11 protein-coding genes, 2 pseudogenes, 1 riboswitch and 1 other annotated feature are annotated in these 13,390 nt (G+C 44.0%); of the genes and pseudogenes, 4 read left to right on the top strand and 9 right to left on the bottom strand.

The annotated features are described in order from the left end of the window. Nucleotides 1-90: 90 nt before the first annotated feature. A pseudogene (locus B7360_RS24015) lies at nucleotides 91-849 on the top strand (EAL and HDOD domain-containing protein); the annotation flags it as partial. A gap of 81 nt (nucleotides 850-930) precedes the next feature. Beyond that, the gene (locus B7360_RS24010) at nucleotides 931-1,446 is read left to right on the top strand and encodes a YchJ family protein (protein WP_085344845.1); all 516 of its coding nucleotides are present in this window, start codon (nucleotides 931-933) and stop codon (nucleotides 1,444-1,446) included. A 279-nt stretch (nucleotides 1,447-1,725) separates the two neighbouring features. On the opposite strand, the gene hisIE is transcribed toward B7360_RS24010, so the two are convergent. From hisIE to hisG, 8 genes are all read right to left on the bottom strand, one after another. Further along, a complete protein-coding gene (gene hisIE, locus B7360_RS24005; RefSeq protein ID WP_005389826.1) occupies nucleotides 1,726-2,361 on the bottom strand; it encodes a bifunctional phosphoribosyl-AMP cyclohydrolase/phosphoribosyl-ATP diphosphatase HisIE in 636 nt (211 codons plus the stop codon). Next, nucleotides 2,358-3,131, bottom strand: coding sequence for an imidazole glycerol phosphate synthase subunit HisF (gene hisF / locus B7360_RS24000; RefSeq protein WP_004749837.1), 774 nt, complete (start codon nucleotides 3,129-3,131; stop codon nucleotides 2,358-2,360). The genes hisIE and hisF overlap by 4 nt, the downstream gene beginning before the upstream one ends. Continuing rightward, nucleotides 3,113-3,850, bottom strand: coding sequence for a 1-(5-phosphoribosyl)-5-[(5-phosphoribosylamino)methylideneamino]imidazole-4-carboxamide isomerase (gene hisA / locus B7360_RS23995; RefSeq protein WP_009698177.1), 738 nt, complete (start codon nucleotides 3,848-3,850; stop codon nucleotides 3,113-3,115). The genes hisF and hisA overlap by 19 nt, the downstream gene beginning before the upstream one ends. A gap of 12 nt (nucleotides 3,851-3,862) precedes the next feature. Next, nucleotides 3,863-4,477, bottom strand: coding sequence for an imidazole glycerol phosphate synthase subunit HisH (gene hisH / locus B7360_RS23990; protein ID WP_047008596.1), 615 nt, complete (start codon nucleotides 4,475-4,477; stop codon nucleotides 3,863-3,865). 26 nt (nucleotides 4,478-4,503) lie between these two features. Continuing rightward, complete coding sequence (gene hisB / locus B7360_RS23985; protein ID WP_005390875.1) at nucleotides 4,504-5,577, bottom strand: bifunctional histidinol-phosphatase/imidazoleglycerol-phosphate dehydratase HisB; 1,074 nt, start codon at nucleotides 5,575-5,577, stop codon at nucleotides 4,504-4,506. A 65-nt stretch (nucleotides 5,578-5,642) separates the two neighbouring features. Beyond that, nucleotides 5,643-6,683 carry a histidinol-phosphate transaminase gene (gene hisC / locus B7360_RS23980; protein ID WP_053807212.1) on the bottom strand — a complete coding sequence of 347 codons (1,041 nt, stop codon included), beginning with the start codon at nucleotides 6,681-6,683 and terminating at the stop codon, nucleotides 5,643-5,645. An 18-nt stretch (nucleotides 6,684-6,701) separates the two neighbouring features. Beyond that, the gene (gene hisD / locus B7360_RS23975; protein WP_085344844.1) at nucleotides 6,702-7,994 is read right to left on the bottom strand and encodes a histidinol dehydrogenase; all 1,293 of its coding nucleotides are present in this window, start codon (nucleotides 7,992-7,994) and stop codon (nucleotides 6,702-6,704) included. A gap of 5 nt (nucleotides 7,995-7,999) precedes the next feature. After that, nucleotides 8,000-8,896, bottom strand: coding sequence for an ATP phosphoribosyltransferase (hisG, locus tag B7360_RS23970; RefSeq protein ID WP_005390869.1), 897 nt, complete (start codon nucleotides 8,894-8,896; stop codon nucleotides 8,000-8,002). 53 nt (nucleotides 8,897-8,949) lie between these two features. Continuing rightward, nucleotides 8,950-9,087, bottom strand: a sequence feature (His leader region). Between the two features lie 365 nt (nucleotides 9,088-9,452). Between hisG and B7360_RS23965 the strand changes: the two genes are divergently transcribed. Next, nucleotides 9,453-10,406, top strand: coding sequence for a sigma-54-dependent Fis family transcriptional regulator (locus B7360_RS23965; RefSeq protein ID WP_005390867.1), 954 nt, complete (start codon nucleotides 9,453-9,455; stop codon nucleotides 10,404-10,406). A gap of 326 nt (nucleotides 10,407-10,732) precedes the next feature. On the opposite strand, the gene tet(35) is transcribed toward B7360_RS23965, so the two are convergent. Beyond that, entirely contained in the window at nucleotides 10,733-12,334 is a 1,602-nt protein-coding gene (gene tet(35), locus B7360_RS23960; protein WP_005390865.1) for a tetracycline efflux Na+/H+ antiporter family transporter Tet(35), read from the bottom strand. Nucleotides 12,335-12,443: 109 nt separating this feature from the next. After that, a riboswitch (Lysine riboswitch) is annotated at nucleotides 12,444-12,626 on the bottom strand. 582 nt (nucleotides 12,627-13,208) lie between these two features. On the opposite strand from tet(35), the pseudogene B7360_RS23955 reads away from it, so the two are divergent. Beyond that, nucleotides 13,209-13,298, top strand: a pseudogene (locus tag B7360_RS23955) (transcriptional regulator); the annotation flags it as partial. Between the last annotated feature and the right edge of the window lie 92 nt (nucleotides 13,299-13,390).

The following is a 13,390-nucleotide window of genomic DNA, read 5'->3' as shown; positions in this document are numbered from 1 at the left end:
GGGCGTCAGAGATTAGGTATTGTGTCGAATTCATTTACAGTATTTTCAATAGGTGTTGATTTACTCAGACAACACCTATTGAGATAGGTTCTAAGCCCATTTAAAATCGACTTTCTTGCTGAAAAAGTTGAGACCTACGAAGAGTTTGAGCAAGCTTTAGAAGCCGGTTTTAACTACTTTCAAGGGTATTTTTTTAGCAAGCCTGAGATGATCCAGAAAAAACGTTTGAATCCCGCATTTCTGACAGTCATCCAGCTGTGTAAAGAGATTGCTGATAAGCCTATCGATTTCAATGAAGTGGAACGTCTGTTTTCGATTGATGTGACGCTATCATACAAGCTGCTTACTTACGTTAATTCAGGCTATACATTAACGACCAAGATTAAGTCGTTCAGACAAGCACTTATTTATCTGGGTGAAGAGCGACTACGACGCTTCATATCCTTAGTTGCCATTGCGTCCGTTCAAGAAGATAAACCTGACTCTCTTTACTCTTTAGCGATTCAGCGTGCAAGAATGTGTGAACTGTTACTTAGTCAAATGAACACTAGGTATGACCCTGGGCAGGCTTTTTTGACAGGCATGTTTTCTTTACTCGGTTCGTTGCTCGATCAACCGCTCTCGGATGTCATTGAAGATATCCCCGTTGACGAAGATATAAAACTCGCATTAACCAGTCGAAAAGGCGTACTTGGCCACTTACTTTCAATGACGATCGCCTACGAACAAGCAGACTGGGAATTAGCTGAGCGGTATTGCACCGTTCTTAAATTAACCGAGCCTCAATTAGCAGACGCTTTTAATCAATCTACCGAGTGGGCTCAAGAACTGCTGTCTCAAACGCCCTAAATCGCTATAATGCCTCACCTCCAGCCTCGCAATTGTGAGGGTTGTTTGTTTTTACCGCTTAATTAATCGAGATTTCATTTTATGGCTTCTTCTTGTCCTTGCGGCTCTAACCGCACCTACCAACAGTGTTGTGAAATTGCCCACAATAACCATGCTGACGTTACCACTCCGGAGCAGTTAATGCGCTCTCGTTACAGTGCGCATGTGTTAGGTCTAGTAGATTACGTGGTGAACACGTACCACCCAAGCTGTAATGCAGAAGAACAACGAGAAGGCATTGCCCAATCTATCGACAGCGATTGGTGCAAACTTGAGGTAGTAAAAACTGAAGCGGGTAGTAACGAGAATGAAGGTTTTGTTGAATTCAACGCTTACTTTGATGAGGACGGCAAACGCTACTGCATGACCGAGCGTTCTCGTTTCGTGAAAGAAGACGGGCTTTGGTACTACATTGACGGCACATTTCCTGAAGAAGAGCTAGAAGAAGAACCAAAACAAGATCCTCGCCTAAACCAGCCAGTAAGTAGCTTAAAAGTAGGTCGCAACGACCCGTGTATCTGCGGAAGCGGTAAGAAATTTAAGAAGTGTTGTGGGTAAGATCATCCACGCTTAGCTTATTGAGCTCGCTTTAATTAGATTCCTGATCTCGCCTAGGTTCGTCGGAATGACGTGAATATATGTGTCTGTTTGAAGTAAATAACTCTACTGCAGCGCCATTAGAAAATATACCGTCATTCTGAACAGCGAGGAACGAGTGTGATTCAGAGTCTAATCGCTACTAGCACTGTTGCCGGGTTTTCCCCCGAATCAAGAACACTAAAGTAAAAAAGCCCCTAGGCTCGAGAGCATAGGGGCTTTCATTTATCTATAGCAGGTTTATTTATGACGCTCTTTCAGTTTATTCACTACGTCATTCATCGATAAGCCTTGGTCTTGAAGCAATACCAACAAGTGGTAAATCAAGTCTGCTGATTCACACACTAGCTCCGCCTTATCGCCCGACGTCGCCGCAAGCGCGACTTCAACGCCTTCTTCGCCCACTTTTTGCGAAATACGCTTGGTGCCACGGGCATAAAGACTGGCAGTATAAGAGGAATCTGGGTCGGCACTCTTGCGGGCAGCCAATAGCTGCTCAAGTTGATGAAGCCACACCATTTGTGACTCCTCTTGAGGGTCCACATCCCAGCAAGTTGTGTTACCCAAGTGACACGTAGGACCAATGGGATTCACTTTCACCAGTAGCGTATCGTTGTCGCAATCGAGCTGCATGTTCACCAATTGCAATACGTTGCCAGAAGTCTCCCCCTTCGTCCAAAGACGCTGCTTGGTACGAGAGAAAAACGTCACTTGACCTGTTTCGCCCGTTTTTGCCAACGCATCTTGGTTCATGTACCCCATCATCAGCACTTGGCTTGATTGAAAATCTTGTACGATGGCAGGTACCAGACCATCCACCTTTTCCCAGTTGATTCGCTCAGCTAGCGAACTTACTTCGGCGGCTTTCACACTCATAGTCGAACCTCAATGCCTTGTTGTTTCAAATACTGCTTTAATTCACCAATATTGATGACTTGCTTGTGGAATACCGATGCGGCAAGCGCGCCATCCACATTTGCTTTTTGGTAGGCTTCTGCGAAATGCTCCATAGCACCCGCGCCACCCGATGCAATCAGCGGTACATTACATACTTCGCGCACCATATTCAGTTGTTCGATGTCGTAGCCGTTACGCACACCGTCTTGGTTCATCATGTTCAGTACGATTTCACCAGCGCCGCGTTTTTGTACTTCTTGCACCCAATCACGCGTTTCCCATTGGGTCGCTTTGGTGCGTTCTTCATCACCAGTAAACTGGTAAACCTGATACTTGCCCGTCTCTTTGTCGTAGTATGAATCGATACCAACGACGATACATTGCACACCAAACTTATCAGCAAGGTCAGTAATCAACTGAGGGTTCGCCAAGGCAGGAGAGTTAATAGATACCTTATCTGCACCAAACTCAAGAATGCGCGCCGCGTCCTCTGCTGATTTAATGCCACCAGCCACACAGAACGGAATATCAATCACTTCTGCAACGCGAGCGACCCAACTTTTATCAACGACACGCCCATCACTTGAAGCGGTAATATCGTAGAACACAAGCTCGTCAGCGCCTTCTTCAGCATAACGCTGCGCCAGAGGAACGATGTCGCCAATGATTTCGTGGTTGCGGAACTGAACGCCCTTCACCACTTGTCCATCACGAACATCAAGACATGGAATTATTCGCTTTGCCAGCATGCAAACGCCTCCTCTGCTGTGAACTTACCATCTAACAATGCACGACCAACAATCACACCAGCAACACCGCTGCCTTTTAGCGCTTCGATATCCGCTAATGAGCCGATGCCACCTGAAGATTGGAACTGCACTTGTGGGTACTGTTTACATAAGTCGACGTAAAGCTCAACGTTTGAGCCTTCTAGCGTACCGTCACGAGAAATGTCCGTGCAAAGCACATGCTGTAGGCCTACCGTCAGATAATCGTTGACCAAAGCTTCGATAGTCACACCTGAATCTTCTTGCCAACCAGATATTGCCACTTTACGCGTGCCGTCTTGGTCGATGTTGATATCTAGAGCGAGAACGATTTTCTCCGCGCCATACTTTTCCATCCAACCTTTCACAAGCTCTGGTTGTTTTACTGCTGTAGAACCAACCACAACACGTTGAGCACCGGCTTCTAACAGATCAATCACGTCTTGCTCTGTACGCACTCCACCACCGATTTGGATGTTCGCTGGCGTGCTTGCGAGTAGCTTTGCAATCAAATCAAGTTGACGTGCTGTCGTGTCTTTCGCGCCAGTTAAATCCACTAAGTGTAGCCAGTTAGCACCTGCTTGGTGGTACAAATTAAACTGCTCTGCTGGGTCAACTTTATATTCGGTTACTTGGCCGTAATCACCTTGATAAAGGCGAACCACCTGTCCTTCAATTAAATCAAGAGCTGGAATAATCACACTAAATCCCTTTTATAATTCTAAGAAGTTTTGAATAAGCTTCGCGCCCGCTTTTGAAGAACGCTCTGGGTGGAATTGCACACCATAATAGTTACCGCTTTGAACCGCAGCAGTGAATGGATTTCCGTAATCACATTCGGCAATGGTGTAGTCTCCAACTGGCATCGCAAAGCTGTGCACAAAATAGAAGTACTCACCTTCTTCAATACCTTTGAACAGTGGGTTACCTGCTTTTGCAGACACCGTGTTCCAGCCCATATGCGGCAGCGGTAAGTCGCCGGTTTGTAGTAGCTTCACTTCGCCGTCACAAAGTCCAAGACACTCAACTAACTCGTCGGCTTTCTGCCCTTTTTCTTGAGACACTTTGCCCAACAATTGCATGCCTAAACAGATACCTAGTAGCGGCTTCTCTACCTGTTTCACCAAGCTGATAAGATCGCGCTCTTCTAGGTTCTTCATCGCTTCACTGGCAGTTCCCACGCCCGGTAGAAAGAGCTTGTCAGCCGCCAATACAACTTGTGGATCTTTTGAAATCGTTACGTCATAGCCTAGGCGTTCAATGGCAAACTTCACCGAAGAAACGTTGGCACAGCCAGTATCGATAATGACAACTTTCTGTTCTGTCACTGTTTTTCTCCTTGCTAACGTTAGCCTTAAAGTACGCCTTTACTACTCGGTAGCTCAGTGCCTTCTACTTTGATTGCTTGGCGCAGAGTACGACCAAACGCTTTAAATAGGCTCTCAATGATGTGGTGATCATTGTTGCCCGCAGAAGAAAGGTGCAGTGTACACGCTAGTGTGTCAGTTAAAGAACGGAAGAAGTGAACCACCATCTCTGTTGAAAGGTCCCCCACTTGCTCACGACTAAACTGCGCGTCGAACTTAAGGTAAGGACGACCAGATAGATCTAGTGCACATTGTGCCAAGCACTCATCCATTGGCAGGCTAAAGCCAAAGCGACCAATACCGCGTTTGTCACCCAGTGCTTCTTTCAATGCTTGACCCAACGCAAGAGCGGTATCTTCGACCGTGTGGTGATCATCAATGTGTAGATCACCTTCTACTTTGCACACCATCTGGAATCCACCGTGCGTCGCAATTTGATCCAACATGTGGTCGAAGAAACCAAGACCCGTTGAGATATCGTTACCGCCTTGCTCATCAAGATTAACCGCAACTTTGATGTCCGTTTCTTTCGTGGTACGAATAACTTCAGCAACACGAGCTTTCACCGTCAGATCTTTCAGGATCTGTTTCCAACCCATGGTTTCTGGGTTGTATTGAATACCACGAATTGCCATGTTTTCTGCAAGTTGAAGATCGGTTTGGCGATCGCCAATCACGACAGAGTTTTGGAAATCAACTTTGCCACCTTGAAGGTACTCTTTCACCATGCCTAGCTTAGGCTTACGGCAAGAGCAGTTATCTTCTTCAAAGTGAGGACAAATCAACACGTCATCGAACTTCACACCTTGAGACTCGAAGATCTCCATCATCATGTTGTGCGGTGCATCAAAATCAGCTTGTGGGTAGCTGTCAGTCCCCAAACCATCTTGGTTAGTGACCATCACTAGACGGTATCCAGCATCCTGCAACGACAACAGGCTTGGGATAACAAATGGCTCTAGTTTTAACTTATCCAAGCGGTCAACTTGGAAATCAATCGGTGGCTCAACAATCAGCGTGCCATCTCGGTCGATAAATAGGATTTTTTGTTGCTTGCTCACTCGAACTTCCTTATTACTAATCTTGTTTCGTTCTCGGCATAAACCGAGAACGTTGAGAATTCTATTTATGAATAGTAGTTTCTAATGAAACCCAGTGTCTTTTCACACTCGTCGCGGTTACCAACACTGATACGCACGCAGTTCTCAATTGGCGAGTTACGCAGGATAATGCCCGTATCCCAAGCGGCTTTGAAAAGAGCATCGCCATCTGGGAATTTCACCAATAAGTAGTTACCCCACCCTTCAAAAACCTCCAGACCCGGAATCATCGACAAACCAACTTGTAAGTAAGCTCGGTTCGCGTTCAAATCGAGAACTTGGAACTTCGCTCGCGCTAGGCCTGCTTCAGAGAGCGCTTGAGTAGCAATTTCAGCAACTGGAACCGGTACTGGATATGGTGCGATCACTTTAAGAAGGACGTTAATCAGTTCTTCGTTTGCTAGCGTAAATCCACAACGAAGACCAGCAAGCGCGAAAGCTTTCGACAGAGTACGCAGAATCGCTAGATTTGGATATTCTGCCAATAAATCTACTGTTGACGCTTCTGGACAAAAATCGATGTACGCTTCGTCCATGACCACGATTGCGCGGTCTTTTGTCATCTCAAGCAGAGAGACAATATCGTCACGCTTAACTAAGTTACCCGTTGGGTTGTTTGGCGAGCATACGAAAACCAGTTTCACGTTATCTAGATTCGCTTCGATGCCTGCAAGGTCTAGTTGCCAATCTGACGTTAGCGGCACCGTTTTGCGCTCTACACCGATGGTTTCTGCACTGATGGCGTACATACCGTAAGTCGGTGGGCAGTATAAAATCGCGTCTTCACCCGGTTCACAGAAAGCACGAATCAATAACTCAATACCTTCATCTGCACCGCGAGAAGTCAGCGTTTGTTCTGGCTTCACTCCAGCATACGCGGCGTAAGCAGAAATCAGTTCTTTCGGCTGGCATTCGCTGTAACGATTAAGACGAGCAAAGTCTGTTTTGTATTCATTGTTGAATGGCGATTCGTTGGCGTTCAGCCATACGTCACCTGTACCACCAATTCGGCGAGCCGAAAGATAAGGTGTTAGTTGTTGGACTTGTTTACGCGCTAGCTTTTCCATCTCTTTACTCTCTTATTCTTACTTACTTACTAATTTTTCTACACGGATAGTAACAGCACGTTTGTGGGCGTCCAGACCTTCTGCTTCAGCCATGGTGACAACCGTTGGCGCAAGATTTTTAAGACCGTCAGCTGAAAGCTCTTGAACCGTCATTCGTTTAGAAAAATCAGCCAAACCTAAGCTTGAATATGTCCGTGTGTAACCGTAAGTAGGAAGAACGTGGTTAGTGCCCGATGCGTAATCACCTGCAGATTCAGGCGACCAATCCCCAAGGAAGATCGAACCTGCGTTGTCTAATAGAGGCAGAAGCTCGCGTGGGTTCTTAGTCTGAACAATTAAGTGCTCAGGACCATAATAATTAGAAATAGAGATCGCTTGGGTGATCGATTCAGCAATAATGATTAAACTCGATGCGAGCGCTTTTTCTGCAATCTCTGAACGAGACAACTCTTTCAATTGACGACGAACGGCATCTGTCACCTGATCTGCAATAATGGCTGATGGCGTCACAAGTACAACTTGAGAGTCAGGTCCATGCTCTGCCTGACTTAGAAGGTCCGCCGCAATAAAATCTGGGTCCGCTATTTCATCCGCAATCACAAGAACTTCCGAAGGACCCGCTGGCATATCAATCGCTGCGCCACGGAAATCATTGCTCACCTGACGCTTTGCTTCCGTCACGTAAGCGTTACCCGGGCCAAAAATCTTATCAACTTTTGATACGGTCTCTGTACCATATGCCATTGCAGCAACAGCTTGACCACCACCGACGTTGTACACTTCATCAATGCCACACAATTTTGCTACGTAAAGGATCTCGTCAGCGATTGGAGGCGGAGAGCAAAGCACAACTTTACGACAGCCAGCAATTTTCGCAGGCACGCCAAGCATCAAAACCGTCGATGGCAATGGCGCGCTACCACCAGGAATGTACAAACCCACTTTTTGAATTGGACGTGTTACCTGTTCACAAAGCACACCCGGTTGAGTTTCGACTTTAATTGGCTGTGGCTTTTGCGCTTTGTGGAATTTAGAAATATTGGCATAAGCTTGCTCTAATGCGTTTTTCATTGATTCAGACAAGCGCTCTGAAGCGGCTTTAATTTCCTGAGAAGAAACACGAATGGACTCAGGTTTAACGCGATCAAACTTTTCTGTCAGCTCGTTGAGAGCAGAGTCGCCTTCATTTCTAACTTTAGCGATAACCTCAGACACTGCTGCAGTGATATTTGCACCTTCTGCAATAGCAGGACGTTCTAAGATCGAATCTTGCTGCTCTTCACTTAAAGATTGCCAAACGACTGTTCTCATGATGTTTACTCCATCATTTTTTCAATTGGTAGCACTAGGATTGAGCTAGCACCTAACTCTTTTAGCTGTTCCATGGTTTCCCAGAACAGGTTTTCAGAACTCACTAAGTGAACAGCCATTTTCTGCTTATCTGCAGAAAGAGGAAGAACCGTAGGATCCTCAGCACCAGGAAGTAGTGCTTTGATTTGATCGAGCTTTTCAGCTGGCGCGTGAAGCATGATGTACTTAGACTCTTTCGCTTGTTGTACGCCTTGCATGCGAGTCAGTAGTTTTTCAATCAGTGCTGTTTTGTCTGCATCAAACTCACCGATACGTTGAATCAGCGTCGCTTTAGATTTAAAGATCACTTCCGCTTCTTTTAAGCCATTCGCTTCTAACGTTGCGCCAGTCGATACCAAATCAGCAATAGCGTCAGCTAGACCTGCGCGAGGTGCAACTTCTACAGAGCCAGTTAGCATACATGTGGAGAATGGAACGCCTGCTTCATCCATGTAAGCTTTTAGGAGTTGAGGGTAAGTTGTGGCAATACGCTTACCAGCTAAGTCTTGTGGACCGTTGTACTCTTCATCCTTGTCGATAGCGATAGACAAGCGACAACCGCCAAAATCCAGTCGACGAAGTTGAACAAACTCACATGGCTCACCCAAAGCTTTGCGATCAAGACGAACTTCTTCTAGTTCGTTTTCTCCGATGAAACCAAGGTCAACCACGCCATCCATGATCAAGCCAGGGATGTCATCGTCACGAACCAAAAGCAAATCAATTGGCATGTTCTCCGAGTGAACCACTAAACGCTCACCCATTACATTAAATTTTACGCCGCACTGTTTTAGCAGAGCTTGGCTCTCTTTGCTAAGGCGACCTTTTTTCTGAATTGCGATTCTTAAGCGTTGTGTTTGCATTGCTTTTTCCCTGTGCAAGATTTTGATATCTAAGTAATTTTTGAATTAATAAAACTAAAAAACCCTCGAGAGATTGGAGTCTCCCGAGGGTTTAAAATCTGCTTTTACTTTGATTTCACCTCCGGGAGTTTCCTGCCTCCCGGGTATGCGTGCATCGCCCGAAAGACTAGATTGGGTGATGATGGTGATGAATGTTCATTACAAAATTACGCATACTTATTTAAGGCTCTATTGAGTTGCTTCGTTAGTAACCACACTAACCAAGGATTCTATATTTTTCAATACTGAATTTAGCATTTTCTAACTATTTTTTATAATTACTTGATTTTAAAGGATTTAAATTTAATTTCAGTTGAGTATATGGGTAGAAATTAGGTTTCTATTCAACCCTATTCTTAAAGAAAAAGAAGAATAGTATGAATTTTCATCAAAACAACTATTTAGATCTCACCGCCCTTAGTAATTGACATCATTCTCAATAAAGAGACATCCACTCACGTTTGAGACGACTCATTCAAAACTATTATTTGAGTGGGGCAAAAAATAGTGATTAACCATGAAACTGCGTAACGGTAGTAACAAACAAGCTGTGGATTTCAGCGATACAACACTATACCCATTAATCGGCAATAGTGCATGTATCCAAGAACTTCGCACGGCAATCCAAAAGTACGCTCAATGTGATGCTGAAGTACTCATTCAGGGTGAAACAGGGGTGGGCAAAGGTCTCTGTGCTCGTCTTATTCATCAGTTGTCGAACAGACACTCGGCACCTTTTGTTGAAGTTAACTGCGGCGCAATTCCAAGTGGTCTTATTGCGTCCGAACTTTTCGGTCACGAAAAAGGAGCATTTACAGGAGCGATTTCAGATCGTATCGGTTTTATTCAAAAAGCACATAAAGGTACCCTATTCCTAGATGAGATTGGTGATATGCCGCCGGATCTACAAATCCACCTTCTGCACTTTTTAGAGAGTAAGCAAATCCATAAAGTCGGCGCTGATAAATTCATTGACGTGGACTGTAGAGTCATTGCTGCGAGCCACGTGGATTTGAAAAATGAGGTTGTACAAGGTGGATTCCGTGAAGATTTATTCTATCGGCTTAATATCTTGCCATTAACTATTCCTCCACTGAGAAAGCGTGGGAAAGATATCCTTATGTTATCAGAACACTTCTTGACAGATTTGTCTCATGGTCAGGTACAAAAAATGTCGGATAAAGTGAAAGCCAAGCTCCTCAAGCATCGTTGGCCAGGTAACGTAAGAGAACTGCGAAATGTAATTCAACGAGCGATTGTCATGTGTGAAGATCACACGCTTCTCGTCGCTGACTTGGGCCTTGATAATAATGAAAGGCAATTACTCCCTTCAGTGGACCAAATTGATCTCGACTACCTACTGCAAGCTATCGAAGAAAATAAGCACAATATGAGTGCGGCTGCACGTCATCTTGGTATTTCAAGAACAACGCTTTATCGTCTAATAAAGAAATACAACTTAAATGTTTAGTTGCTGTACAGGTGTAACGTGACACTGTGTAACAGACAACTCATCATATATCATTTACTTAGCCCCTCATCATAAATCTCTTGATGTTACTGCCTTTAAAATCAACAACTTAAACTAGGCACGGTCTTTGCTTAGAGCTAAGAAGAAGTCAGTTGATAGATTTTCTATCACAGCACAGAAAGGAGTGCTCAGAACACAAATAGCTCGCTTTTAACACGAAACGATTATCCCCAAAAACGCGATTGCCCCCCTCACCTAAATCGCGTTAAAAAAAAGCTCCGCTAAATTTAGCGGAGCTTCCTCTTTATTAAAAATACTGAGCTGTACTAGACATTTTGGCACGATGCCATTTTAGACTTCGACAACCAAGAAAGTGCTCCACATACAATAATAAATGTGATTGATGCAGCGATGAATGAGAATGCAATTGACGCAGTCATCCCCAAAGTAATGAAGCCAACACAGGAAACTAGCGCCACGGACAATGCATAAGGCAACTGGGTCGATACATGATCAATATGATTACAACGTGCACCAGTCGACGACAGAATAGTGGTATCGGAGATAGGTGAACAATGGTCACCAAAAACGGCACCGGCTAAAACTGCACTTAGCATTGGGAGCATTAGCGCAAGATCGGTTGCACCAGCCATATCACCCGCGATTGGAAGCATAATGCCGAACGTACCCCAAGAAGTACCTGTTGAAAATGCCATTAGACCAGACAACAAGAATAGGATAACTGGTAGCCAATGTGGATTGATATTGCCCTGAGCCATTGTAGAAAGGTAAGACCCCGTCTTCATGTCACCGATAACCGAACCGATAGTCCAAGCAAATACTAGGATTAGAATCGCGCCAAACATAGACTTAGCACCAATCCAAAGTGTGCGTGCAATTTCACCCATTGGAAGACCTTGCTTCACAACAGTAAACAGTGCGACAGCTAAGCCAAGCAAGCTACCGTAGATTAGTGATGTGCCTACATCTGTATTTTCAAACGCACCTAGAAGCGCAAACTCTTTGCCGTCAGCAGCCAATGCTTGGCCACCCGTGTAAAGCATAGAAGCGATAGTCGCAATAATCAGCGTCACGATAGGAAGTACCAAGTCTGACACTTTACCCTTTTCGCTTTCACGGATATCTAGCTCTTCGTTTAGATCATGCGCTTCTTGCGAGTCGTTTTCTTTGTCTTTATCAAAGCCGCGGCCTTGAGATGCAGAGATTTCATGCTCACGCATCTTACCGATATCGAGGCCAAACCACGCCACAGCAAACACCATAAGCAGTGCAAAAACTGCGTAGAAGTTCATTGGAATAAGACGAACGTACGCGCCAAGAGCCGAATACTCAGTGATCCCATGTGAGACTAAGATACCGCCGATAATCGTAATAATGTAAGCACCCCAGCTAGAAGCAGGCATGATCACACACATTGGTGCAGCAGTTGAGTCTAGAATGTATGCAAGCTTCGCGCGAGACACATAAAAACGATCGGTTACTGGACGAGAAATGGCACCAACAGCAAGACTGTTAAAGTAATCGTCGACAAAAATGAATACGCCTAAAAAGGCAGCAAGAAGTTTGGAGCCGCGTTTACTCTTCACTCGAGATTGTGCCCATTCGGCAAATGCACGAGTACCACCAGATAGCGTTAATAATGCAGTTGTCATACCTAATAAGATTAGGAAACCAACAATGCTCATGTTCCAAGTGTTAATTCCGCCATCTTCAATAAAGACAGAAGAAACTTGAGAACTCACGTAACTAACGGTATCACCGATAGACCAGCTATTAAGTAGAACCGCACCCAGCACGATACCTACACCTAAGGAAACTAATACACGTCGAGTCAGAATCGCCAAAGTCAAAGCGACAATAGGTGGCAATAATGAAACAGGAGAACTAGAAAAATCTATTAAATTCATGATCTTCAAAAACCAAAGTTTGGCTAGAGATCTACTGCAGACAAGTCACGTAGCATACGATACGTGCTCATGTTGAACTTAGCGACAGGGAAGCGAACACTCCACCCAACCCTACAGTAGCGCTCCATAGTTTAATGTGAATATATACTATGGCAGTGTTGTTCCTTTCAGATACAACCCCAGCAAGTAACTTTGATGAGTTACTTACTTCGGCAATCTTCGCCTTCCACTATTATTCATTGGCATCACCCCAATAATAGCTACTCTTCGAGACCGCGCCTCTACGGCAACAACAAACAATTAACCACTAACTGTACAAATTAACAACAAATTGTCTGCAATATTGCATCAGGTAGCAGCCATTGTACTTATGATGAGAGTCAATGCAACACATCAAACTAAATTAAACAAATAAATAATGACTGAGATAATTTATAAACCTTGTCTACTTCAAGTTAGTTTTGTGCAACTGAAATCACATCAATTTTGTTATTTATGAAACATTATTACTACCTTAAAAATATCATGGTTTATCTTGTATCAATAAATTAAGGATATATGACACTCCATCAAAGATGGACGCTTCATATTTTTAAGTAATAACTCAACTTTTTTTATAAAAACCAAGCTGGCTCTATCTCTATACAATAACGAGTGTTGATTTCAATTCTCATCTAATAAGATTTATTTCGAGTGTAATAATATTTATTGCTTTAAAAAAATAGCTAAATTTAAACAAAATCTTGATTTAGTATTTGCACATAAGGAAAAGATAAAGTTAAATATAAGGACTCTTTGTTTATTTATAGATTGGCATTATTTAATCGTAACGATAAAAAGTGCCCAACACATTAACCTTTTAATAGGAATCGTTATGTCAGAGCTGACTAAAACCCTTCTAAATATCCGTAGCCTTCGTGCATTTTCTCGTGAGCTGACTCTAGAACAATTGGAAGAAGCTCTATACCCGTGATCATTGAAGATGCTTGATTTTCTTTAGAATCAGGATCATGCTACGAACTATGAAAATTACACTGACTCCTCAACAGAAACTGC

It is taken from the genome of Vibrio sp. ArtGut-C1, assembly GCF_002105475.1.
Classification (GTDB): domain Bacteria; phylum Pseudomonadota; class Gammaproteobacteria; order Enterobacterales; family Vibrionaceae; genus Vibrio; species Vibrio diabolicus.
The sequence above is the reverse complement of the archived record's forward strand: the minus strand, read 5'-3'. Positions and strand labels throughout refer to the sequence as shown.